This window comes from Sandaracinobacter sp. T42 (assembly GCF_059115405.1).
This window is the reverse complement of sequence record NZ_CM181101.1, coordinates 2099640-2122407: the sequence shown is the minus strand read 5'-3', so window position 1 is coordinate 2122407 and position 22768 is coordinate 2099640. Positions and strand designations below refer to the sequence as shown.

Genomic DNA, 22768 nt, shown 5'->3' with positions numbered 1-22768 from the left:
GGCAACTGATACAGGAGTTTGGCCATGAGCGCCCGTTTTGCCGATATTGCCCGTCTGCCGTTGTTTGGCGTGGCCGCCCTGATTGCGGGTGGTCTTTCGCTGATGGTGGCGGCCGCGCCCGCGATCGCCCTGCCGGTCGCTTCGGTTTCCACCATCCCGTCTGCCGTCAGTCCCGGGGCTGCCCATGCAGCCTGAGCAGGCGGAACCTGGCCCGGGCGGGGAGGCTTCATCCCCTCTCTCGCGTCCCCGTCCGGGCCAGTTTCTTGTGGTCACCACGCTCTCGAAACCGGCTATACTCCACCCCGAATATATCCCGCACCGGAACCGGGACACTTTCCAGGAGCAGAAAATGGGCATCTTTTCCCGCGCACGAGACATCATCCAGGCGAATGTGAGCGACCTGCTGGAACGGGCCGAAGATCCGGCCAAGACCATCCGGCTCGTCATCATGGAGATGGAGGAGACGCTGGTCGAAGTCCGTGCGTCCGCCGCGCGCACCATCGCCGATCAGAAGGAAATGCGCCGGACGATCCTGAAACTGGATCAGGCGCAGGCCAACTGGGCCGAAAAGGCCGAGCTGGCACTTTCGAAGGATCGCGAGGATCTGGCGACAGCCGCGCTCATGGAAAAGCAGAAGGTCGGCCAGACCGCCAACATGCTCAAGGGCGAGGTGGAGCTGCTGGATGAACAGCTCCGAGCGTTCGAGGATGACATCGCCAAGCTGGAAGCCAAGCTCCGCGAGGCGCGCAGCCGCCAGAACGCCCTGATGACCCGCCTCGAAGGGGCGCAGAGCAGGGCCCGCGCCCGCGCCATGACCCGCGGCAGCCGTGTGGAAGAGGCTTTCAGCCGCTTCGAGGTGCTGGAACGCCGGGTGGACATGGCCGAGGGCCGTGCCGAGGTCTACGACCTGGCGCCCGTGCAGAAGAGCCTGGAGGAGGAAATCCTCGAGCTGCGCACCAACGATACCGTCGCCGCCGAGCTCGCCGAGCTCAAGGCACGCATGCAGCAGAAGCACTGAGGAGGGCCTGACCGATGGATGCCTTGGAAGCCGTCATTCCGCTGACAGCCGTTCTCTCGATCTTCGTGGGGATGCCCTGGCTGTTCCTCCACTACATGACCAAGTGGAAGCAGGCGAAGTCGATCACGCTGGAGGATGAAAATCTTCTGGACGAGCTGCACGAGATTGCCCGCCGTCTGGACGACCGGATGCTGACGATCGAACGGATCATGGCCGCAGACAGGGGCGAACCCAACAGGGTCGCCGACCTGCGCAACGAGGCGAGCAATGTGGAGTTTCATCCGCACATGCGCCGCCACGACAAGATGATCTGAACAAACGACAACAAGAATTTGAAAACGAAGGGATAGGGAAATGGCACGCCGCACTGGATTCTATCTGGACAAGCGCAACGGCAAGTTCATGGGCGTTTGCGCGGGCATTGCCGACTACACCGGCTTCGACGTTCTCTGGGTTCGGGTGGCAACCGTGCTTGCCACCATGTTCGGCTTTCCCTTCCCGCTGATTGCCTATCTTGTGATCGGCTGGGTGGCGGATCCGAAGCCCGGCAACTTCTATCTCGAGGAAGTCGATCCCGAGGACAAGCAGTTCTGGCAGAAGACCCGTGCGGCCCCCGGCCGATCGATCCGGGAGGTCCGTTCCAGCTTCCGGGACATTGATCGCCGCCTGCGCGACATCGAACTGACCTACACCAGCCCGAACCACCGCCTGGCCCGTGAAATCGACGACCTGAAGCACCAGTAACGCCAGCACCACAGGGGGCTCAACAGATGTTCAACACACCTTTCATCGTTCCCGTCATCGCCATGATGATCCCGATCGTCGCGATCATCATGAAGAACTGGCGGCAGGTGCAGAACCGCAAGCTGGATCTGATGGAACGCAGCGCAAGCGAACTCAACACGGTGTCGGCCGATGTGGCGCAGGCCCGGGTTGCCAAGCTTGAGGCGCGGGTTGCCGTGCTGGAACGCATCCTCACAGACAAGCGGCAGGCACTGGCGGACGAGATCGATTCTCTGGGCATTTCAGCCTCCCGCAGCGCCACGCCGCCCCGGCTGGATCAGTAACGACCTGACATACAGGGAACCTGCAACATGGAATTTCTGACATCCCCCGCTTTTGCGATCGTCGGCGTGGCCGCCATGGTCGGATGGGTGTTCACCACCTGGCTTCGCGTGAAGCATGGCTATCCGCTGGAAGGCAGCTGGGGCCAGGCGCTGAAGCCGGCGCACAACAACGAGGCGATCGAGCGGCTGAAGCTGCTGACATCGGAAAATGCCCAGCTTCAGGCCGAACTGGGCGCCCTGAAGGAACGGGTGCAGACTCTTGAGCGGATCGCGACGGATGAAGGTCGCCGCCTGAGCCGCGAAATCGACGACCTTCGCCACTGAGGACAGGACCGGCCGGACGCCGGGGGGAGATTTGGTCATGGGGTTTTGGGAAGCTGTCGTCATCATCGTCGCCATCGTCGTGGTGGGCCGTGTGATGAGTGGCGGGCGCTGGAACAAGGAAACGCGCCGCTGGGAAAAATACTCGCCCGACAATCCCTATGTGCGCATGGGCCAGGCAGAGGATGTGCCGCAGCTGAGGAAGGAGATCGCCACGCTGAAGGATCGCATTGCGACCCTGGAAAAGCTGGTGGTCGATCCCGGCCGGCAATTGTCTGACGAGATCGAGAAGTTGCGCAGCCTGCCCCCGCGCAAGCCCGCCGGCGAAGGTGATCGCCCGCTGATCTGAGCCAGGGAATCCGCTTTCCGGGCCGGAAGGCTTGAAGGGCATGGCGGCCGGCTCTATCCGGTTGCCATGCCCCTGCTTTTTTCGGATCTGCTCGATGAATGGGATGCGGCGCTGGATGCCGACGACAGGTATCGCGCACTGATCGAATTCGGTCGTCGCCTGCCGCCGATGGATCCCGCGCTGAAGACATCCGCGACGAGGGTGCCGGGCTGTTCCGCGGATGTGTGGATCTATCCCCTTGAAGAGGGCGGCGTCCTGCACTTCCAGGCCGACAGCAATGCCGACATCACGCGCGGCGTGGTTGCCGCCATCGTCAGCCTGGTGGACGGCAAGGCCCCCGCCGCCATCCTGCAGGTGCCGATCGAGGCGGAGCTTGAAGCGCTGGGCCTGAAGCGGCACCTTTCGGCGAACCGAACCCAGGGGGTGCCCAACATGATTTCCCGCGTGCGCGAAGCAGCCCGCAGGCTGGCGGCATGATCGAGGATGTCGCGCCATCGCCTGACGCGGAGGCACAGGCCCGCCTGAAGCGCTATGTGGACCGCTTCATGTCGGCGGTGCCGCACCTGCAGGCGCTTGGTATCGGGTTCCGCGCCATGGGGGCAGACTGGGCCGAACTGGAAATGCCCTATGCGCCGCAACTGGTGGCTTATCCCGAAACGGGGGTGATCGCCTCCGGTGCGGTTTTCTCCCTTATGGATTCCGCGGCCGGCTTTTCGGTGATCGTGAAGCATGGAAAGTTCGAACCGCATGCGACGCTGGATCTGCGCTGCGATTATCTGCGGCCCGCCCAGCCCGGAAAAACGGTGATCGGCAGGGCGGAATGCTACAAGATCACCCGCCGCATGGCCTTCGTGCGCGGCATCGCCCACGATGGCGATCCGGGCCATCCGATCGCCCATATTGCAGGCACCTTCATGTTCACGAGCGCTGACGCATGAGTGCAGCTACGCCCCTTCCGCCCTATGCGGCGATGCTTGGCCTTCGCCGAGAAGGCCCGGTCGTGGTGATGCCTTATTCGGAACGTCTCATCGGATCCCCGGGGCGTCTCCACGGTGGCTCTGTGGCGGGCCTGATGGAGATTGCGGCCAATCTGGCCGTGCAGGACGCACTGGCTGGCGAACCGGCGCAGATAAAGCCGGTGAATGTGACGGTGGATTATCTGCGCGAAGGCGCACTGGAGGATGTGTTTGCCGAAGCCTTCCTGATGCGGATCGGTCGGCGCGTCGCCAATGTCCGGGTTGAGGCCTGGCAGCGGGAACGGGGTCGGCTGATCGCGGCGGCGCGGATGAACATGCTCATCGTGCGGCAGGCGCAAGCTGAACCACGTCCGGCCTAGTCGGTCGGCGCGGCCTGGGGAGGGCAGGGCATGGTCGGCCTGGAAATCGAGCTGAAAGCCGGTCTGACCCCATCAGACAGCGCAAGGGTCGCACGACGCCTGAAGCGGCTGACAGGTGAGGATGGACACCCGGCCGCTCTCGTCGCCACCTATTACGACACGGCGAACCACAAGCTGCGTGCCGAAGGCATCGCCCTGCGCATCCGCCGGGAGGCCGGGCAGCTCGTGCAGACAGTGAAGGCGGGGCGCAGCCAGCTGGGCGGCTTTCATTCCGTGCGCGAGGTGAACGGCCCGGTGGCACGCGCGGTCCCCGACCTGTCCGCCATCTCCGATCCGGGGCTGAGGGAACGGCTGATCGATCTGATCGCCGGTGATCGGCTGGCCGGCCGCTACCAGACGCGCGTGAAGCGCCGCACCTGGCAGGTGAAGCAGGACCTCGGCCTGGTGGAAGTGGCGCTTGATCGCGGCGTGATCCGGGCAGGCGGGCGGCAGGAACCGGTCTGCGAAGTGGAATTCGAACTGCTCGGCGGTTCGCCAGAGGCGCTTTTCACGCTTGCACGGGCGCTGATCGGCGATCTTCCGGCCAACCTGTCCCTGCCGAACAAGGCAACAAGGGGGGAGGCGCTTGCCGATGGCGCAGCTTGGCAGCCCTCGGTGGCCGGCGGCAGGCCAGAGGCGCCGGAATCTGGCGCAAACGGCGAGGACAGCTGGCGCGCCGCACTCGCCGCATCCGCCGGCGCGGTTGCCGCGAACCTGCTGATCACCCATGTTTCCGAAGAGCCGGAAGGGCCACACCAGTTGCGCGTGGCGCTTAGGCGTCTTCGCGCGGCGGAACGGCTGCACAGGCCGCTGCTGTCGAAGGCGGTTTCCAGGGAGATTTCGGGAACCGCGCGCGACATGGGCCGGCTGCTCGCCCCCCTGCGAGACAGCGACGTGCTGACAGCGGACATGGCCGCAATTGCGGATGCGGGCCTGTGCCAGTCTCTGGCGCGGGCCAATGCGGCTATGCGCAGGAAGGTGCGCGAAAGGCTGAATGAATCGGGCGCGACAGGGTTTGCCATCCGGCTGATCGAACTTGCGGCAATCGGTGGCTGGCGGCCAGAGGATCGTCGTGAAGACCGGCCGGTGGAAGCGCTGGCGGCGAAGGCGCTGGGCCGGCTGTGGAAGAGGGCCGCACAACTTGGCGACCGGCTGTCCACCTTGACCGATGAAGATCGACATATATTCAGAAAAACTCTTAAAAAGATTCGCTATTGCATTGATATAGCGCAAGTTGAAATGCGGCCCAAAGCCTTTGTTTCAGCGCTCAAGAAATTGCAGGAAGATCTGGGAACCCTGAACGACATCGCAATTCTTGAGGCATGGACGCCGGGCCTTGAGGATGAGGACGCGGCCGCGTTCGAGGCTGTTCGGGCGAGGTTGCTGCAGGTGGCGAGGGGTAAGAGCGACCTGGCGCTGGGCCGGGCCTGTCGCCACTGGCGCGGCCTCAGGGCACAGGCGCGCCCGTGGGAGAAGCCGAGCGGGCCTTCACGGCATCCGGCACGGAATCGCTGAACAGCCCGTCGATGCCGGCTTGCAGGAAAGCGCGGATTTCCGCCTGCGCGTCGCCGCGGGCGCGCGGATCGTCCCCGGATCGGGCCCCAGCCGGAAGGAAATAATTCTCCGGCCGGAATGTCCACACATGGACAGCAAGGCCCGCGGCATGCGCATCCTTCACCAGGCTGGTCGGCCCGGCCAGATCACCCGCGGCGTCGCGCGGAATGACCAGCGGCTTTTCGACACCGATGCCATCGGCATAGCGGGCGATCTGTTTCAGCCCTTCGGGCTTCAGCAAGTCGACATGGCTAGTGCCTGGCCGGTCGGGCGGCCCCCCTTCGGAAGCGATCAGCTGGATCAGGCGCAGCCGGGTGCGCGGACGCATGGCTTCAAGGTTGCCTATCTCGAAGCTCTGGATGAAAACCGGATCGGATTTCTCCCTGTAGCCGGCGCGCGCCAACGCCGCCAGCAGCGCTTCTTCCAGCGGCAGGCCGATGCTGCGGAAATGGCCCGGGTGTTTCGTTTCCGGATAAAGCCCGATTCGCCGGCCGGTGCGAGCTTCTTCCGCACGCACCAGATCCAGGATTTCCTGAAGTGTCGGGATGCCTTCCTGCCCATCATAGGCCGTGTTGCCGGGGCGGAGCTGAGGCAGACGCTCCTTCGCGCGGAGGGTCCGCAGCTCCGCCAGGGTGAAATCCTCGGTGAACCAGCCTTCGAATTTCTGCCCGTCGATCATCTTCGTGGTCCGCCGTCCGGCGAATTCCGGGCGATCCGCAACGTCCGTGGTGCCGGAAATCTCGTTTTCATGACGGGCAACCAGATGGCCGTCCTTCGTCGCCACAAGGTCCGGCTCGATCACGTCCGCGCCCTGTTCAATGGCCAGCCGGTATGCTGCCAGCGTGTGTTCGGGTCGGTCGGCCGATGCGCCCCTGTGGGCGATCACAAGGGGCTGCGCGGCGGAAAGGGGGCTTGGCATGATGCCCATTGTGCCAATGAACGCCGCGCCAAGGAACAGGGCGGCCGGCCGCCGCAGGCAGGAAATCGGTCTCACACGCGTCATCGGCCCATTCTGGCGGATGATCATGACAGATCAGGGTTTCCCCATCTCCACGATGCCGCGTGCGTTTTCCGAGAATTTCCGGGCGGCGGCTTCGTCCTTTGAGGGCAGCTCCGCGCTCTGCGGAACCGCGATCCCCCGCACAGCCGCCGGGCGCTCCGCGATGGCGCGATGCCAGCGGGCCATGTTCTCGTAAGGCTCCGGATCGATGCCGGACCACCGGGCCGTGCGCGTCCAGCACCAGTTGGCGATATCGGCGATGCTGTAGTCGCCCGCCAGCCACTCATGATCCGCCAGATGGCGGTCCAGCACGCCGAACAGGCGCTTCACCTCACCATGGTAGCGATCGATCGCGGGCTGGATGCGTTCGGGGAAGTAGCGGTAAAAGACATTGGCCTGCCCCATCATCGGCCCGATGCCGCCCATCTGGAACATCAGCCACTGGATGACCCGGCTGCGGCCCTTCACGTCGGAAGGCATCAGAAGGCCTGTCTTTTCGGCAAGATAGATCAGGATCGCGCCGGATTCGAATACTGGAAAGCCATCGTCCACGATCGCCGGGATCCGGCCATTGGGATTGATCGCCAGGAATTCGGGTGTCTTCTGCTCCCCCGTCATCAGGTTCACGGCATGAACCCGATAGGGAAGCTGCATTTCCTCAAGCGCGACAGACACCTTGTAGCCGTTTGGCGTGGCCGCCGTGTAGAGATCGATCATGGACAGACCCTCGCTGCAACGGGCCGATTTCAAGCCCCCCAGGAACAGCAGGAATAGCGGGAAACGGAGGGCGCGGAAATGGCAATCAGGATATCGCGACGTCAGGCGCTGGCGTCATCCGGCGCGATGATGCTGGGCGGGATGGCGCCCGCCGATCTGAAGGGGCTGGAATCCATGTCGGGCGGGCGGCTGGGATTCGCGCTGCTGGATACAGGCACGGGGCAGGTGACCGGCCACCGGCTCGATGAACGGTTCGCCATGTGCTCCACGTTCAAGCTGATCCTTGCAGGGCTGATCCTCCAGGCGGCGGACCGCGGGGAGCTGAAGCTGGATGCGCGGATCCCAATCGTGAAAAGTGATCTTGTTCCGCATGCGCCCGTCACCGCCCCGATGGTCGGTGAAAGCCTGACGATCCGCGATCTGGCACGAGCAGCCCAGGTGACCAGCGACAATGTGGCGGCGAATCTGTTGCTGAAACAACTCGGCGGCCCGGCCGGCTTCACGAAGCGCCTCTCGGCAACGGGGGACCTCGTGACACGCCTGGATCGTGACGAGCCGGATCTGAACCGCGTGATCCCCCCCGATCCGCGCGATACGACATCGCCGCGCGCCATGGCGAAGTCAGCGGCCGCCCTGCTGTCCGGCAAGCTGCTTCGGCCTGAAAGCCGCACGCTTCTGGCCGGATGGACGATCGAAACGGAAACCGGGCTGCGGCGGCTTCGCGCGGCCACGCCGCCGCGCTGGAAGGCAGGAAACAAGACAGGAACCTGCGGCGCGAAAGGGATGCCGAACCGGGTCAACGATGTTGCGATCTTCTGGCCGCCGAAGGCCGCCCCGCTTGTGGCGGCGGCCTTTTACGAAGCGCCGGGCGAATTTTCAGGCGTGCGTTCGCGCGACGAAGCCGTCCTGGCGCAGGCAATGCAGATCGCGTTACCATCTTCATATCAAATATGAAGATGGTTAATCCTGTTAATGAATGTTTTAATTCAAATGGTTGGATGAAAATATTCGTAGATTGATTCGGCCGTTGCCCGGTTGATTCCGGGCGCCTTCAGCAAGTCATCCAGGGCTGCGCCCTTCACCGCGCGCGCGGTTCCGAAGTGCATCAGCAGGGCCTTTTTTCGCGCGGGGCCGATGCCCGGCACTTCATCCAGCGTCGAAACGGTCAGCGCCTTGCTGCGCTTGCTGCGGTGCGCCCCGATCACGAACCGATGCGCTTCATCCCGCAGCCGCTGAAGGAAGAACAGCAGTGGGTCATTGGGCGGCAGCGTCAGTTCACGACCATCGGGCAGATGGAAAATTTCGCGGCCCGCGTTGCGGTCGGGGCCCTTGGCAACCCCGACGACCGCGACATCCTCCACCTCCAGCGCGGTCAGCGCGGCCACGGCTGCGGAAACCTGCCCCTTGCCGCCATCGATCAGCAGCAGGTCCGGCCAGTCTTCGCCACCGTCGGGGGATTCAGCCTGCAGCCGCGCGAACCGGCGTGTCAGCATCGCTTTCATCATCGCGAAATCATCGCCCGGGGTCAGGTCGGCCTGCTTCATGTTGAACTTGCGATACTGGCTCCTTGCGAAGCCGTCCGGTGTCGCTACCACCATCGCCCCAAGCGCGTTGCTGCCCTGGATATGGCTGTTGTCATAGATCTCGATCCGCTCGGGCGGGGCGGGCAGCGCCAGAAACCGGGCCAGCGCCTCAAGGTTCCGATGCTGCGTGGTCGTCTCGGCAAGTCGTCGCTGAACGGCGTCCGCCGCATTGCGTTCGGCCTGTTCCACCAGTCGTTTCAGATGGCCGCGCCGGGGCGTGCGCAGGCCCACCCGGTGGCCAGCCCGGGCTGTCAGCGCTTCCGCCAGCAGGTCCGCTTCGGGCACCTCCCGATCCAGCAGAAGCAGCGGCGCGGGGGAAAGATCCTGATAGAATTGGCCAAGGAAGGCAGACAGGATCTCCGCTTCCAGAACATCGCCTGCATGGCTTGGAAAAACAGCGCGATGCCCCCAGTTCTGTCCACCGCGTATGAAGAAAATCTGCACACAGGCGATGCCGTCCTTCTGATGGACGGCAATGACATCGGCATCGACCTCATCCGTCTCCGCATTGATGGACTGGCTGCCCTGGATGGACGTCAGCGCCTTCAGCCTGTCGCGCAAAACGGCGGCAAGTTCGAAATCCTGCGCAGCCGCGGCGGCGCTCATCCGCTCGCCCAGTCGCTTCTGCACGGCCTGGCTCTTGCCTGTCAGGAACTGCCGAGCATCTTCCACCAGTTCGGAATAGCCGGCCTCGTCGATGCGGCCGACACAGGGTGCCGAGCAGCGGCGGATCTGGAACAGCAGGCACGGCCGCGTGCGATTGGCCATATAGCTGTCAGAGCAGGAACGCAGCAGGAAGACCTTCTGCAGCGCATTCAGCGTGGTGTTGACGGCGCCCGCCGAAGCGAAGGGACCGAAATACTGGGTGTTCCCCTTGCGGGCCCCGCGATGCTTGGAAAGTCTTGGAAAGGCGTTGCCTTCATCCAGCGCAATGAACGGGAAGCTCTTGTCGTCGCGCAGCAGCACATTGTAGGCAGGCCGAAAGCGCTTGATCAGCTGCGCCTCCAGCAGCAACGCTTCCGCTTCGGATCGCGTGACGACGATTTCCATCCGGCGCGTCTGCGAAACCATGCGCTGAAGCCGTCGGGGCAGGCGGGCGACCTGCGTGTAGTTCGTCACCCGGTTCTTCAGCGCGCGCGCCTTGCCGACGTACAGCACCTGTTCCCGCTCATCCAGCATGCGGTACACACCCGGTTCCGGGCCCAGCGTCTTCAGTGTGTTGCGGATCGCAGCCACGCCCGTGTCCAGATCGGGGCGGCTGCCCGTGATGGCATAGGTCGCAGCCTCTTCGGCAAAGCGATCCGGGCTGCCGGGCAGCGAGGGGGCAGGGGGGGGGGCCATCGGTTCCCCGATATGGGGGGTGCTTCAACCCTGCAACAGGGTGATGCTCATGCGGCGGTTCCGCGGATCGAACACATTGTCCGGATTGAAGGGCTCCGTATCGGCCACCCCTTCCAGCCTGGAAAATCGCTCCTCGCGCAGGCCGCTTGCCGCAAGCGCCGCACGGGTTGCTTCGGCCCGGGCAGATGAAAGCGTCCAGTTGTTCTCATCGGCGCCGCGCTGGCCGCCGCTGAATGGCTGCGCGTCCGTATGTCCGCGAATCGCGATCCGGTTGGGCAGCCCGTCGATCGATTCCGCAACAAGTGCCAGCAGCCTGCGCGCCCTTGGATCCATTCGGGTTCCGCCGCTGGCGAACATGGAATAGTCGGCCCTGTCGATCAGTTCGATCCGCAGACCTTCCGGCGTATGGGTGAAGCGGATCTGCCCGATCAGCGATTTCAGACCCGGATCGCGCGCGATGCGCTTCCGGATCTCGCTTTCCACCTTGCGAAGCTGTCCATCATCGGACCGGCTTGGCGCCCGCGCGCTGCTCGCGGCCTGGAAGGGGGCCGTGGATTGCACGCCGGCGCGCTTCGTATGCGGCGCAACCCCGTCCGGCGCTTCCAGCGAACGGCCCTGAAGCATGCCGTTGGACCCGCCGGACGTTTCCGCTTCCATCACGGTCGGCGCGAAATAATCCGCGATGCCCTTGCGCTGGTCCTCGTTGGTTGCGCCCAACAGCCACATCAGCAGGAAGAACGCCATCATCGCCGTCACGAAATCGGCATAGGCCACCTTCCAGGCGCCGCCATGATGCGCGGCGTGGCTCGCTGCCTTCACCTTCTTCACCAGCACTTCCGGTTCGGGCAGCGGCCCCAATGCGGTCATCTCGCCACACCCCTCATTTGCCCCGAACACCTTCGAACACTTCGGTGAAGGCCGGCTGGTTCGATGGGCGGATCGCCGTGCGGGCTGTTTCCAGAATGATCGGCTGGGGCTGATTGCGCAGCGAAGCCAGGATCACGCGGCGCACGACCTGATAGATTTCCGCATCGGCCTCCAGGATGGCCTTCAACCGCGCCGCCATCGGGCCCACGATGCCATAGGCCAGCAGAACGCCCAGGAAGGTGCCGACCAGCGCGGATCCGATCATCCCGCCCAGCACCGGCGGCGGCTGATCGATGGAACCCATCGTCTTCACCACGCCCAGAACGGCCGCCACGATCCCCAGCGCCGGCAGCGCATCCGCCAGCGTCTGCAGCTCCGTTGCCGGGCGCATGGCATCATGGTGATGCGTCTCGATCGCGGTATCCAGCACATCCTCGATCGCAACCGAACTCACCGTGCCGGTCGAAACGACCAGAAGGCGCAGGGTGTCCGTTACCAGATGAACAAAGAAGTGATCCCGCTTCAGGGCCGGATATTCCGCCCACAAGGGCGAGGAATCCGGGGCCTCCACATGGGGCTCCACCGCGACGGCGCCTTCCGTTTTCAGCAGGCGCATCAGCCGCACGGTCAGGAAGATGGCGCCAAGATAGTCCGACTTGCGGAAACGCGGACCCTTCACGATGCGGCCGAACGCGCCGCCGATCTGCTTCAGGCTGACCATGTCGTTGGAAACGATGATCGCACCGATGGCGGCGCCGCCGATGATCAGCATTTCATGGGGCAGGGCATGGAACACCGGGCCCAGCGACCCCCCTGTCAGCGCAAATCCGCCGAACACCATCACCAGAAGCACGACAATTCCGGCAATGGCCATCATGGCGCCTACGTCTCCCGCTGGGCCCGGGCGACATGCGCGTGGGCGGATCATCTGCCGGAAAGACGGCGCCAACCGCCAAGAATTTAGCCGATCCGGTCGAACAATGTCCCGTCATGGATATAGGTGAAGCTGGCCTGCGCCGCTTCCAGCGTGGTTTTCAGTGCATCCAGCCGCGCGATTGCCGCCGTCAGGTCCAGCCCCTTCACCGCGGAAAGCGCCTCGGCCGTCTGCAGCTTCGCCTCGGCGATCCGTTCACCTTCGGCTTGCAGGCGTGCGCGCCCGGCGCCGATACGGGCCTGTCCGTCCAGCAGCCTGTTCGTGGCGGCTTCCAGCCCCGCAATCGTCTCTGCGAAGGCCGCCTTTCGCAGCTCCGGATCGGCCTCATCCAGCGCGGCCGCCAGTTGGTCCAGCATGGCGAAGGCGGATTCGCCGCCCTTTCCGAACAGAAGTGGCCCGGATGGCGAGGCAACGCCGCCGATTCCAGCAGCTTCCGCACCGGCCGCCCTGTCATGGCCCTGCCAGATGATGCTTCCATCAGCCTGCGCCGCATAGGCCGCCTCATTGTTGCGGGCCCCCGCGAACAGAAAGCGGCCGGATTCATCACGCGCATTCGCCGCGTCCACAAGCTGCTGCCGCAGCACCACCAGTTCGCGCGCGATCACCTGCCGATCCGCCGCCGTCTGGGTGCCATTGGCGCCCGCCAGCGCCAGTTCGCGGGCCCTCAGCAGGGCCGAACCGGCCGTGTCGGCCGCCGTTTCCGCCAAAGACAGCCGGCTTCCGGCCCGATCCAGGCTGCGCTGGTCGGCCTCCAGCCGGATGCCAAGGCGCGTCAGCTGCGCGGCGCGATTGGCGGCGGCAGGATCTTCGGATGGTCTTGTGAAACGCTCGCCAAGAGCGATCTGCTGCCCCAGTCGCTGCACCTGGCGATCCAGCGCGGTCATACGGTCGGCCTGCACCAGCAGGGGGCTGCGGCTGTTAACGGTAACGGGTGTCGGCATCGGCCCGGCTCCTCAGCGGCTGGATTGCAGCAGGGTGTCGAAGATCTCGCGCGCCGCCTGGATCACGCGGGCATTGGCATTATAGGCCTGCTGCAGGCGCAGCATTTCCGTCGCCTCGGTGTTCAGATCGACACCATGGGCAAGAGACAGCGCCTCGGCCGCCTGGTTCCTGTTCTCCCGCGCGATCTCGAATCTCTGCTGTCGCGCGGCGCCGGCAACCGCGATGCGGCTCACCAGCGCATCCGCCTCGGCATATGGGGCCATGCCGCCGCTGCCGTCCCGCAGGGCCAGAAGCGCCACTGCATTGCCATTCCCGCCCGACTGCGCACCGTTGCGCTCGATGCGAAAGCTGTCGCCTTCGGCCACTGCGCCGGTCAGCTGCAGCGAAAAACCGTCCCCGGAAATCCACTCCCCGGCCACGCCGCTGCCCAGAACGGTGCCCAGGCTGTCGCTCAGGGTCAGAACCCCGGCCGCGTTCGTCAGCGTGAAGGGTGGGTTCGCAGGGCTTATCGCCGCAGGCCCGACCTTGATGTCGATAGCGGCAGAACCCGCATTGGCGGGCATGGGTTCCGAAACCCAGCGCTGGGCCGTTGCCAGATGCGCGGCAGCCAGCGGGCGCAGGCGGATCGCGGCTGCGCCACCGGCATCGACGATGCGGAACAGATCGCCCGCGCGCGCCAGGCCCGCGCCATCGACAGAAACGCCGTCCAGCACCAGCGGAAGATCGCCTGTCACGCTGCCCAGGTTGTCGTCTCTGGATAGTGTCCAGGCCGCGCCGTCATGGCTCAGCGTCATGGGGATCGGGGCGGCGCCATCCGCAAGCGTGGCCGTCACCCGTGCCGATCCACCGTTGGCGCCCGCTGGCAAAACGCTGGGCAAGGCCGTGCTGAACAGCGGGCCGCCATCCGCGCCGGTTTCGTCGATGCCCTGCGCATGCACCGCGTTGAAATCATCCGCGATTCGGGTTGCAAGCACATCCAGCCGCGCCCGCGCCTCTGCCAGCTGGATTCGCGCGTCGGACAGGCCGGCGATGCTGCCCGATACCAGGGGGGCGGGCTCGTCGGCGCCGGCCGGGCCCACGCGCAGTTCAAGGCCCGTCGCGGATGGAATCACCCGGATGGAACGGGCGTTGCCGCCGGAAACCAGCAATGGCCCGCCCGCATCCGGAATGCGCACCTCTGCCTGGCCCAGATGATCGATGCCGACATCCAATGTCGTGATGGAAGCCAGCCGGGCCAGCAGCCGGTCCCGTTCATCCGAAAGGGCGGCCTGCGCAGCACTTCCGCCCCCCGCCCGGCGCAAGCGTCCGTTCACATCGGCCAGCGCCTGCGAGAGATCGTTCAGCGTGGCGCCCTCGATGCCGGCTTCCGCCAGCAGGTCGGCATCCAGCTGATCAAGATCCACCGCGCTGCGATTGAACTGGTCCGCCAGCGCATCCGCGCGTGCAAGCACCGCCTCTCGCACAGCCAGATCGGCCGGATCGCCCGCAAGGTCGGAAAGGGCGCCGAACAGATCGTCCAGCGGCCCGGACAGCGCGTTCGGCCCCGTCAGGGCGGATTCGATGGCCGTGATCCAGCGCGTGGAGGTATCGAGTGCCGCGACATCTCCCTCCGTGCGGCGCAGCGTATCCATCTGCAGCATGTCCACGGCGCGGTTCACGCCAGTCAGGCGGACTCCGCCGCCGCCGCCCGGATCCAGCGCCAGCAGACCACCGCCACCACCGGCATTCACGGGGGACAGGTCGGCCGTGCGTCGGACATGGCCCGGGGTCACGGCATTCGCCACATTGTCAGCCACCAGATCAAGCGCCCGGGCATAGGCGCGCACCCCCGTCTGCCCGATGGCCAGCATGTCACTCATCGATCGGCCTCGAACAGCCGCGCGAAGCCGAACGGTGCATCCGCGGCAATCCGGGAGGCGAGGGCGTCGAGCGCCAGCGGCGCCGCGCCCTCGGCCCCGGGCAGGACAGGTTGCAGCAACTGACGCAGCATCAGCGTCTCGAAGGCCTGGCCGGCCTGCCGCAGTTCTGCGGTGATCCCCGCCTGACGCTGTTCCGCGGCGTTCCCGGCCTGCACGGAATTGGAAACGGATATGCTCATATCACCACCAGTTCGGCGCGCAGCGCGCCGGCTTCCTTCAGGGCTTCCAGGATCGCCACAAGATCCCCCGGCGCGGCGCCCAGTTCGTTCACTGCATTCACAATGTCCGATAAACGGGCGCCGGGTGCGAACATCGCCATTCGGGCGGCGGATTCACCTGCGCGAACGTCGGAATCCGGCGTCACCACCGTGCGCCCACTGCGCGAAAGCGGGGCCGGCTGAGACGCCTGCCAGTTCTCCGATACGGCAAGTGTCAGATTGCCATGGGCGACAGCCGCAGGCCGGATGCGCACGTCGCCGCTGATCACCACCGTGCCGGTGCGCGCATTCAAGATCACCCGGGCGGGGGGCAGGGCGGGCGAGATCGACAGGGCCTCGATCCGCGCGGCCAGCGCGACCCTGTCCATGGGGGTTCCGGGCGCGTCGATCTCGATGGAAACGGCATCCAGCGCCCGCGCGGCGGGATTGCCCCGATCTGCGTTGATGCGATCCGCCACCGCCTGCGCTGTCTCGAAGCTGGGGCTCACCAGATCCAGACGCAGCCGATCCGTCGTCTCGAACGGGCTCGGCACCGGTCGTTCCACCATCGCGCCGCCAGGGATCCGGCCGGATGTCGGCGTGTTAACCACGATGCGCGAACCATCCGCCCCGTCCGCCCCGAATCCGCCGACGGTCAGATTGCCTTGCGCCAGCGCGTAGGTTTCGCCATCCGCCCCCTTCAGCGGCGCCAGCAACAGGGTGCCGCCCCGCAGGGATTTCGCCTTGCCCAGCGCCGATATCGTGACGTCCAGCTTCTGGCCGGGCTTGGCGAAGGGCGGTAGTTCGGCCGTGATCATCACGGCAGCTGCATTCTTCAGCGCGGGGTTCACGCCCGGTGGCAACTGCACGCCCAGCGCACTGGCGGCAGATCGCATGGACTGCACCGTGAAGGCCAGGTTGTCATCCCCGGTTCCGGGTAGGCCGACGACAAGCCCGTACCCGACAAGGCTGTTGCCGCGCACGCCCTGGAATCGAGCCAGATCCCGGATCCGTTCGGGCGCCGTCTGCGCCAGAGCCGGCGGCATCTGCGACGCCCAGAGGCAGAGGCCAAGGGCAATGAGGGGGCGGATGCCGCGCATCAGAAGGGCGTGATCGCGTCGAAGAAGCGGTTGAGCCAGCCCTGCCGGGCCTGGTTTGCGACTTCCCCGGTGCCGGTGAACCGCAGGCGGGCGTCGGCCACCCGGGTCGATGGCACACGGTTGTCCGGCCCGATATCTTCCGGACGGATCAGCCCGGTCAGCTGAACCTGCTCCTCGCCGCGCACCAGCCGGATGCGGCGATCACCGGCCACCATCAGCGCGCCATTGGGCAACACGCGCACCACGGTCACGGTGAATTCGCCCGTCAGGCTGTTGGCCTGGCTCGCACCGCCCGTTCCGCTGAAGCTGGATGTGCTGCCCCCGGCAAACAGGCCCTCGTCGATCCGGCTGAAGGGAAAGGCATCCGGCAGATCCATCGAGCGTCGGCTGCTGCGCGAACTGTCCTGACCGGCGCTCTTCTCCGCGCGGATTCGTTCCACCAGCCGGATCGTCACAAGGTCGCCCGTCCGGCGGGCGCGCCGATCCTCGGCCAGGCTGAAATGGCCGCTCGATCCCTGCCAGATGCCCCCACTCGGGGCGGCCGGCGCCGGTGCCTCGGCAAGGGTGGCGGGCACCGGCGGCACCACATCCGACAGACGGCTGGATATGCCGCATCCGCTTGTTACGAATGCGCACACAATCATCAGCTTAGATCGCCTGGTTGACATAGCGCATCATTTCATCTGCAGCGGAAATCACCTTCGAGTTGATCTCGTAGGCGCGCTGGGTTTCGATCATGTCCACCAGTTCCTGCACGGTGGAAACATTGGAGGATTCCAGGCTGCCCTGCCGGATCCGCCCAAATCCGGCTTCCCCCGCCACCCCTTGCTGCGGCGCGCCCGAACCTGCGGATTCCAGGAACAGGTTTTCCCCCATCGGTTCCAGCCCGGCCGGGTTGATGAAGCTGGCCAGGGTGATCTGCCCGATCTCTGTCGGCGCGGATTCGCCGGGCAACAGGGCGGAAACGGTGCCATTGGCCCCGATGGTGATGGCGGTTGCCCCCTGCGGAATCTGCAGCCCCGGCGACAGGGGATACCCCTGCGGCGTCACGATCCGGCCTTCGGCATCCGATGTGAACGCCCCCGCGCGCGTATAGGCCGCGCGGCCATCCGGCAGCGTCACCTCGAACAGGCCCTGCCCGTCGATGGCAAGATCCAGCGCATTGTCGGTGACCGTGAATCCGCCCTGGGTATGAACCCTCTCGTTCCCGGCAATGCGCACCCCGGCCCCGGTGGAAAGCCCCATGCCAAAGCGCGCATCCGCACCCTGGGGCGCACCCGCAGGGCGGCTTGTCTGGTACAGAAGCGTCTCGAAGGCTGCCCGGTCCCGCTTGAAGCCGACCGTGTTGGCGTTGGCCAGATTGTTGGAGATCGTTCGCAGCCGGGCGTCCAGGGCTTCCAGCCCGGACCGTGCGATGTGAAGGGCGCTCGGCAATTCCGCTCTCCTACTGGATCCGCATCAGAGAGGCGGATGCCTCGTCCATCTCGCGCGCGGTTGTGATCAGCCGGGTCTGCATCTCGAACCGGCGTGACTGCTCCACCAGCTCCACAAGGGCGGCGGCAGGCTCCACATTCGATCGTTCCAGCGCACCGACGGTGACGGTCGCCGTATCGTCGGCTTCGGCCAGCGGCGCACGGAACAGCCCGTCAGCCCCGCGCGTCAGGGTTTCGGGCGCGGGCGTCACCAGCTTCAGCCGCGCGACCTGAACATAGGGCGCATCATCGGCTGCGCGCGTTTCGATCGCGCCGTTGCGGGCGATGCGCAGCGCCTGAAAGCCAGTGGCGATCTGGATCGGCCCGTCCTCGCCCACAAGCTGGCGGCCATCGCCAGTGCAGAGCCGGCCATCGGCCGTTATCCGCAGATCGCCCCGGCGAGTCAGCGCCTCGGCCCCGGTCGCGTCGGCCACGGTCAGCCAGGCCCCGCCGTCCATCGCCAGATCCAGCTGGTTGCCTGTCTCCTCGATGCGGCCGGCGTTCAGCAGGTCATGCGGGGATTCCCCGCCGGATTGCGCCCGCGTCGGCAGCGACATGCCCGCCGGGCCAAGGAACCCGGCCGACAGCGCCGCCATCTCCCGGCGAAAGCCCGGCGTACCCGCATTGGCAAGATTGTTTGCGGTAACAGCCTGAGATTCCTGTGCTCTCTGCAGGCCCGTCAGCGCTGTATAGACCAGCCTGTCCATCAGCTTCTCAGCTGGATGATGGTTTGCAGCAACGACGAGGCGGTGTCGATCGCCCGGGCGTTGGCCTGGAAATTGCGCTGTGCCGTGATCAGGCCGACCAGTTCGTCGGTCAGATCGACATTGGATCGTTCCAGCGAACCAGATGCGATTCCGCCGAACCCATCCTGCGCCGGTTCCCCCACCATCAGGTCGCCAGACGTGCCGGAAACTGTCCAGCTGACATTGCCGTTCTGCCGCAGCCCCTGCGGATTGGGCACATTGCCCAGTGCCACCTTGCCCAGCGCGATCGTTTCGCCGTTCGAAAAGCTCGCGCGCACCACGCCTTCGCGATCGACGCCGACGCTTTCCAGCCGTCCGGGGGCGTAGCCATCCTGTTCGGAAAACCCCACGGAAAAGGGCTGGTTCCCGCTCACGCTGTCCGCATGGCTGATACTGAAGCCGGCACTGTAGGTGACGGGCGTGGTGGGGGTCACAAGCACACCGTCCGGATCGAAGGTCAGCGTCTGCGGGCCCGGGCCCGGCACCGGGTCGATCGCGCTGTCGCCCTGAAAAGCGTGGACTTCCCAGATCTTGTTCGGAAGCGCCAGCGGGTCCTCGACCCGGCGATAGTAAAGGGTAAGGGTGCTGGCATTGCCGTTCGCATCATGAACGGTTGTGGATGTGGCATGATTGTAGCTGCCGGCATCCGTGCGGGAAAAGCTGGCGGCGGGTGCGATGGCGGTCGCCGGAAGGTTCGCAACGAACCGAACGGCGCTTGTGGCCTGCGCCTCGCCAGAGGCCGTGGGCAGGCGCAGCGCCTGAAGCGCACTTGCACCCGTGCCGGTCAGTGCGCCGTCCGCGGTGGTGGGCAGCACCTGCAGCCGGCGGCCTTCATTGTCCACCACCCAGCGGTCGGCATCCACGGAAAAGGCGCCATTGCGGCTCAGCGCCAGCGTATCGGTCGCGCTCGCGCCCGATCGCACCAGTAAGAAACCCTGGCCTTCCACCGAAAGGTCAAGTGCGTTGCTACTGGTCTGGTAGCCGCCCTGTCCGAACTGTTGCTTCACGCCCATCACCGCCACACCCGCGCCATTCGCGCGGTTCGCGGCCTGGCTGGGGGAACGGCTGACGATGTCGCCGAATTCCACGCGGGATTTCTTGAATCCCGATGTGCCGACATTCGCGATGTTGTTCGACAGAACCGAAAGTTCGGTCTGGGATGCGTTGAGGCCGGTGAGAGAGATGAAGAAGGTCATGCAGGCCTGGCCTTTCAGGACATGCGCCGGACGGCGCCGGCGGCGAGCATCGCGCCGGTGTCGAGCGTCAGGGTGAGGCTGTTGTCGTCGGCGATGCCGACAGATGCGACGGTGCCGGCCACGCCCTCGGCGGCTTCGACACGGCGGCCGATCCACTGAAGCGCACCGGTGCGCACGTTGGACGCCGTCAGCTGAGACAGGGCATCCAGCTTGTCGTTGGTGCTGGTGATGCCGGACACGGTGGAAAACTGCGCAAGCTGGGCAACGAAGCTTTCGTTATCCAGCGGGTTCATGGGATCCTGATTCTTCAGCTGGGTCACCAGCAGGGTCAGGAAATCATCCTGGGTCATCGTATCGCGCGGCACGCTGCTGCTGGCAGAAGCAGCGCGCAGGCCAAGGGCGGCCGGATCGAATATGGCGCTCATCGGCCAAGCCTCAGTGTTTCAAGGGTCAGGGATTTCGCGGTTTCCAGCACCTCGATCGAGTTGCGGTACTGGCGGGCGGTTTCCACCATCTCCACCAGTTCGGCGTTGGGATCCACGGCCGCGACATGGACATAGCCTTGCGCATCGGCCAGCGGATGCCCCGGTTCGTGGCGGCGCTGTGGCGCGGCGTTTGCCTGCACCACGCCCAGCACGGAAACGGTCGCGCGGCCCGATCCGCCATCATAATCCGTTGCGAACACCGGCTTCAGTGGCCGGTAGGCCCCTTCGGCGGTTCCCGAAACGGCGCCTGCGTTGGCCAGGTTCGATGCGCTGCTGTTCAGCCGCACCAGCTGGGCCGACATTGCGCGCCCGGCGATGTCGAAGATGCCAAGCGTCATGCCTGATCCCCCTTCAGTGCCGCCGTCAGGGACTGGATGCGACCGCCCAGAAGGCCCAGCGTGCTGCGATAGCGAAGGGCGGTTTCCGCGAACTGAATCTGTTCGGTCGCCAGTTCCACGGTATTTCCATCCAGAGAGGGCTGGACGGGTTGCCGCCAGGCAAGGGCGGGCGCCTGTCCCTCGTTTCCGGCAAGATGCGCGGCCGACGTGCGGGCAAGCGCCACGGACGGCTCCGCCGAAGCAAGGGCTGCCCCGAAATCCAGATCCCGCGCCTTGTATCCCGGCGTCGCGGCATTGGCGATGTTCGAGGCGATCACGGCCATCCGCTCGCTCCGCAACTTCAGCGCGGTGCCGTGAATGCCGAAATACTGATCGAGCCTGTCTGCCATTGCGCCTTCATCCGTCGCAGCCTGTCCTGCCCGGGCTCAGCAGCAAGCGCTGTGCCAACCGGGGCTGGTTGCGGATGGGGCGGGGCGTGGCAGACAGGCCCGGCACAAATGTGCCGCCGATGTTCCGGTGTACCGGCACAAGCGTGCCGTCGCCGGCCCCGGTCCGGCGGGTGTGGCCGGCTGGCATGTGGGTTGCACCTTCCGCCTCAACGGCCGGCGCGCCCGGTTTTTCAGCGGAGATGCAGATGCGGTTGTCCCATGTTTCCCTTTTCCTGTTCGTGGCAACGCCCGCAGCCGCCGCAACGCTGCGGCAAGAGGCAGACGCCTTCGCGGGCGCGCCGGTTGCAGTGGATGCCCGTCTGGCGCAGCAGACCTGCCCCGGAGGCCATCACCTTGCCTGGGCGGGCGCGGGAACCGATGCCGTGGTGGCGCGATGTGGCGAAGGCGGCCCGGCGCTGGTGTTGCCGCTGCTGCGCAAGGCCCGGCGCGATGTGGCCCCGGCGCTGCGCCGGGGTGACCGCATCACAGCCGTTCGCCAGGGGGAGGGGTTCCGGATCCAGCTGGAGGCCGTCGCGGACGGAATCACCCGCGACGGGCGCATCCTGTTGCGCAACGCCCGAAGCGGGCGGCTGATTGCAGCCGATCCGGATGCGGATGGCCGGATCGATCTGGGCGGCATCGAACAAGGTCGCTAAAGCATCCGGCGCACAGGCCGTTAGCTTGCGGCATCAGAGGCCTGGCCATCCGGGAACCGATACGGAACCGGTGGCTGAACCTCGGCGAAACAGGGCGGATGCGTCTCAGGCCGGCGCCCGGCAGGCAGATATGGAACGACGATGGTGGATCAGATTTCAGGCAACGGGCTGCCGCAGCGTGCGGCGCTCCAGCTTACGAATGGAAAGGCCCGTGTGGATCCCGGCGCTGTTGCCGAAGGCCGGCCGGCGGCGCCTGCACGCGAACCGGGTTCCGCCACAGTCCGCCTGTCACCTGTCGCGAAGGAACTGGCAGCACAGGCCCCGATCGATTCCGGCAAGGTCGCAAGCCTGAAGGCGGCGATCTCGGAAGGCCGCTACCCCATTGATCCGGGCGCGATCGCCTCGGCCATGATCCGGTCGGAAAAGGCCTGACCTGCAAGGGATTCAGCTGTAAACCGGTTCATGCAAAGCCCCGGCGCACGAAGCGCGCGGGCAAGGGCGATTCCACGGCGATCCCTTCGCTGCCCTGGGGATCCGGAAACAATATGCCGCTGGCGTGCAGCATCAGTCCATCGGGGCCGTCCACGCCATAGATCGGATCGCCCACGATGGCCGTTCCCGCACCAAGCAGGGTGGCATGAACCCGGATCTGGTGCGTTCGCCCCGTCAGCGGGCGGAACTCCACAAGGCTCAGCCCGTCGCGGCTTCCGATCCGCCGCCAGTCCGTGATGGCCTGCTGCCCGGTCTCGTCGGGCACCATGCGCCACCCGGCCGCGCGCGTGCTGCGCTTCATAAGCGGCCGGGATATCCGGCCCTGATCCCCCGGCAGCGTCCCGCACAGGATCGCAAGATAGCGCTTTTCCACGCGCCCTTCCGCAAAGGCGCGGGAAAGACTGCGGATCGCGCTGGCCCGCCGGCCCAGCAGCAGGCAGCCAGAGGTGTCCCGGTCCAGCCGATGGACAGGCTGCGGCGCCACCCCGTGCTGCGCGAAGCCCGGCAGCAGATCTTCAAGGCTTTCCGGCGTGCGCGGGCCCGGGTGCACGGCCAGGCCGGCGGGCTTGTCGATCACCAGCCAGGTCTTTCCGCTGGCGAGAATGGGGGGAAGGGGCGGTGTCATCGGCATGGATCGTCGCCGTTTAACCCGACAGGCCCGCTGCCGTGAA

General features: G+C 65.8%; 31 protein-coding genes. 14 read left to right on the top strand and 17 right to left on the bottom strand.

Features of this window, described 5'->3' with window-relative positions; all coding sequences use genetic code 11:
• Positions 1-24 precede the first annotated feature (24 nt).
• The 11 genes from ACW9TV_RS10315 (at position 25) to ACW9TV_RS10265 (ending at position 5645) form a co-directional block, all read left to right on the top strand.
• Positions 25-195 (top strand): hypothetical protein, encoded by a 171-nt coding sequence (locus ACW9TV_RS10315; RefSeq protein WP_494303393.1) that lies wholly within the window; start codon positions 25-27, stop codon positions 193-195.
• Between the two features lie 154 nt (positions 196-349).
• Positions 350-1018, top strand: a complete 669-nt coding sequence (gene pspA / locus ACW9TV_RS10310; protein WP_494303392.1) for a phage shock protein PspA — start codon at positions 350-352, stop codon at positions 1016-1018.
• A gap of 14 nt (positions 1019-1032) precedes the next feature.
• Positions 1033-1332, top strand: coding sequence for an envelope stress response membrane protein PspB (pspB, locus tag ACW9TV_RS10305; RefSeq protein ID WP_494303391.1), 300 nt, complete (start codon positions 1033-1035; stop codon positions 1330-1332).
• A 40-nt stretch (positions 1333-1372) separates the two neighbouring features.
• Positions 1373-1762: an envelope stress response membrane protein PspC gene (gene pspC / locus ACW9TV_RS10300; RefSeq protein WP_494303390.1), complete on the top strand. Its 390-nt coding sequence runs from the start codon at positions 1373-1375 to the stop codon at positions 1760-1762.
• 26 nt (positions 1763-1788) lie between these two features.
• Positions 1789-2085, top strand: a complete 297-nt coding sequence (locus tag ACW9TV_RS10295) for a hypothetical protein (protein WP_494303389.1) — start codon at positions 1789-1791, stop codon at positions 2083-2085.
• A gap of 27 nt (positions 2086-2112) precedes the next feature.
• Positions 2113-2409, top strand: a complete 297-nt coding sequence (locus ACW9TV_RS10290) for a hypothetical protein (protein WP_494303388.1) — start codon at positions 2113-2115, stop codon at positions 2407-2409.
• 37 nt (positions 2410-2446) lie between these two features.
• Positions 2447-2755, top strand: coding sequence for a hypothetical protein (locus ACW9TV_RS10285; protein ID WP_494303387.1), 309 nt, complete (start codon positions 2447-2449; stop codon positions 2753-2755).
• A 66-nt stretch (positions 2756-2821) separates the two neighbouring features.
• Complete coding sequence (locus tag ACW9TV_RS10280) at positions 2822-3232, top strand: SufE family protein (protein WP_494303386.1); 411 nt, start codon at positions 2822-2824, stop codon at positions 3230-3232.
• Positions 3229-3693 (top strand): PaaI family thioesterase, encoded by a 465-nt coding sequence (locus ACW9TV_RS10275; protein WP_494303385.1) that lies wholly within the window; start codon positions 3229-3231, stop codon positions 3691-3693. Before ACW9TV_RS10280 ends, ACW9TV_RS10275 begins: the two co-directional genes overlap by 4 nt.
• Complete coding sequence (locus tag ACW9TV_RS10270; RefSeq protein ID WP_494303384.1) at positions 3690-4091, top strand: PaaI family thioesterase; 402 nt, start codon at positions 3690-3692, stop codon at positions 4089-4091. The genes ACW9TV_RS10275 and ACW9TV_RS10270 overlap by 4 nt, the downstream gene beginning before the upstream one ends.
• A 30-nt stretch (positions 4092-4121) precedes the next feature.
• Entirely contained in the window at positions 4122-5645 is a 1524-nt protein-coding gene (locus ACW9TV_RS10265) for a CYTH and CHAD domain-containing protein (RefSeq protein ID WP_494303383.1), read from the top strand.
• On the opposite strand, the gene ACW9TV_RS10260 is transcribed toward ACW9TV_RS10265, so the two are convergent.
• Positions 5578-6612, bottom strand: a complete 1035-nt coding sequence (locus tag ACW9TV_RS10260; RefSeq protein ID WP_494305080.1) for a glycerophosphodiester phosphodiesterase — start codon at positions 6610-6612, stop codon at positions 5578-5580. The two genes, ACW9TV_RS10265 and ACW9TV_RS10260, sit on opposite strands and share 68 nt — an antisense overlap.
• A gap of 105 nt (positions 6613-6717) precedes the next feature.
• On the bottom strand, positions 6718-7401 hold the full coding sequence (locus ACW9TV_RS10255; protein WP_494303382.1) for a glutathione S-transferase family protein: 684 nt from the start codon (positions 7399-7401) through the stop codon (positions 6718-6720).
• Between the two features lie 78 nt (positions 7402-7479).
• Between ACW9TV_RS10255 and bla the strand changes: the two genes are divergently transcribed.
• The gene (gene bla, locus ACW9TV_RS10250; protein ID WP_494303381.1) at positions 7480-8355 is read left to right on the top strand and encodes a class A beta-lactamase; all 876 of its coding nucleotides are present in this window, start codon (positions 7480-7482) and stop codon (positions 8353-8355) included.
• Positions 8356-8387: 32 nt separating this feature from the next.
• On the opposite strand, the gene uvrC is transcribed toward bla, so the two are convergent.
• From uvrC to flgB, 14 genes are all read right to left on the bottom strand, one after another.
• The gene (gene uvrC / locus ACW9TV_RS10245; protein ID WP_494303380.1) at positions 8388-10325 is read right to left on the bottom strand and encodes an excinuclease ABC subunit UvrC; all 1938 of its coding nucleotides are present in this window, start codon (positions 10323-10325) and stop codon (positions 8388-8390) included.
• A 24-nt stretch (positions 10326-10349) separates the two neighbouring features.
• Positions 10350-11192, bottom strand: coding sequence for a flagellar motor protein MotB (locus ACW9TV_RS10240; protein ID WP_494303379.1), 843 nt, complete (start codon positions 11190-11192; stop codon positions 10350-10352).
• Between the two features lie 13 nt (positions 11193-11205).
• Positions 11206-12069 carry a flagellar motor stator protein MotA gene (motA, locus tag ACW9TV_RS10235; protein WP_494303378.1) on the bottom strand — a complete coding sequence of 288 codons (864 nt, stop codon included), beginning with the start codon at positions 12067-12069 and terminating at the stop codon, positions 11206-11208.
• Between the two features lie 83 nt (positions 12070-12152).
• Complete coding sequence (locus ACW9TV_RS10230; RefSeq protein WP_494303377.1) at positions 12153-13067, bottom strand: flagellin N-terminal helical domain-containing protein; 915 nt, start codon at positions 13065-13067, stop codon at positions 12153-12155.
• A 12-nt stretch (positions 13068-13079) separates the two neighbouring features.
• A complete protein-coding gene (locus tag ACW9TV_RS10225) occupies positions 13080-14927 on the bottom strand; it encodes a FlgK family flagellar hook-associated protein (RefSeq protein ID WP_494303376.1) in 1848 nt (615 codons plus the stop codon).
• Positions 14924-15166 carry a hypothetical protein gene (locus tag ACW9TV_RS10220; RefSeq protein ID WP_494303375.1) on the bottom strand — a complete coding sequence of 81 codons (243 nt, stop codon included), beginning with the start codon at positions 15164-15166 and terminating at the stop codon, positions 14924-14926. The genes ACW9TV_RS10225 and ACW9TV_RS10220 overlap by 4 nt, the downstream gene beginning before the upstream one ends.
• Entirely contained in the window at positions 15163-16230 is a 1068-nt protein-coding gene (locus tag ACW9TV_RS10215) for a flagellar basal body P-ring protein FlgI (protein ID WP_494303374.1), read from the bottom strand. Before ACW9TV_RS10215 ends, ACW9TV_RS10220 begins: the two co-directional genes overlap by 4 nt.
• A gap of 53 nt (positions 16231-16283) precedes the next feature.
• Positions 16284-16928 carry a flagellar basal body L-ring protein FlgH gene (locus ACW9TV_RS10210; protein WP_494303373.1) on the bottom strand — a complete coding sequence of 215 codons (645 nt, stop codon included), beginning with the start codon at positions 16926-16928 and terminating at the stop codon, positions 16284-16286.
• A gap of 4 nt (positions 16929-16932) precedes the next feature.
• The gene (gene flgG, locus ACW9TV_RS10205) at positions 16933-17718 is read right to left on the bottom strand and encodes a flagellar basal-body rod protein FlgG (RefSeq protein ID WP_494303372.1); all 786 of its coding nucleotides are present in this window, start codon (positions 17716-17718) and stop codon (positions 16933-16935) included.
• Between the two features lie 10 nt (positions 17719-17728).
• A complete protein-coding gene (locus ACW9TV_RS10200) occupies positions 17729-18463 on the bottom strand; it encodes a flagellar basal body rod protein FlgF (protein WP_494303371.1) in 735 nt (244 codons plus the stop codon).
• Positions 18463-19698, bottom strand: a complete 1236-nt coding sequence (locus tag ACW9TV_RS10195; protein WP_494303370.1) for a flagellar hook protein FlgE — start codon at positions 19696-19698, stop codon at positions 18463-18465. Before ACW9TV_RS10195 ends, ACW9TV_RS10200 begins: the two co-directional genes overlap by 1 nt.
• 14 nt (positions 19699-19712) lie before the next feature.
• Complete coding sequence (locus ACW9TV_RS10190) at positions 19713-20123, bottom strand: flagellar hook assembly protein FlgD (RefSeq protein WP_494303369.1); 411 nt, start codon at positions 20121-20123, stop codon at positions 19713-19715.
• A complete protein-coding gene (gene flgC / locus ACW9TV_RS10185; RefSeq protein WP_494303368.1) occupies positions 20120-20521 on the bottom strand; it encodes a flagellar basal body rod protein FlgC in 402 nt (133 codons plus the stop codon). The genes ACW9TV_RS10190 and flgC overlap by 4 nt, the downstream gene beginning before the upstream one ends.
• Entirely contained in the window at positions 20518-20910 is a 393-nt protein-coding gene (flgB, locus tag ACW9TV_RS10180) for a flagellar basal body rod protein FlgB (RefSeq protein ID WP_494303367.1), read from the bottom strand. The genes flgC and flgB overlap by 4 nt, the downstream gene beginning before the upstream one ends.
• A 245-nt stretch (positions 20911-21155) precedes the next feature.
• Here flgB and ACW9TV_RS10175 point away from each other — a divergent pair, with 245 nt between their 5' ends.
• Both ACW9TV_RS10175 and flgM read left to right on the top strand, forming a co-directional pair.
• Positions 21156-21605: a hypothetical protein gene (locus ACW9TV_RS10175; protein WP_494303366.1), complete on the top strand. Its 450-nt coding sequence runs from the start codon at positions 21156-21158 to the stop codon at positions 21603-21605.
• A gap of 141 nt (positions 21606-21746) precedes the next feature.
• A complete protein-coding gene (gene flgM / locus ACW9TV_RS10170) occupies positions 21747-22037 on the top strand; it encodes a flagellar biosynthesis anti-sigma factor FlgM (protein ID WP_494303365.1) in 291 nt (96 codons plus the stop codon).
• 28 nt (positions 22038-22065) lie between these two features.
• On the opposite strand, the gene ACW9TV_RS10165 is transcribed toward flgM, so the two are convergent.
• Positions 22066-22728: an RluA family pseudouridine synthase gene (locus tag ACW9TV_RS10165; RefSeq protein WP_494303364.1), complete on the bottom strand. Its 663-nt coding sequence runs from the start codon at positions 22726-22728 to the stop codon at positions 22066-22068.
• Positions 22729-22768: the final 40 nt, after the last annotated feature.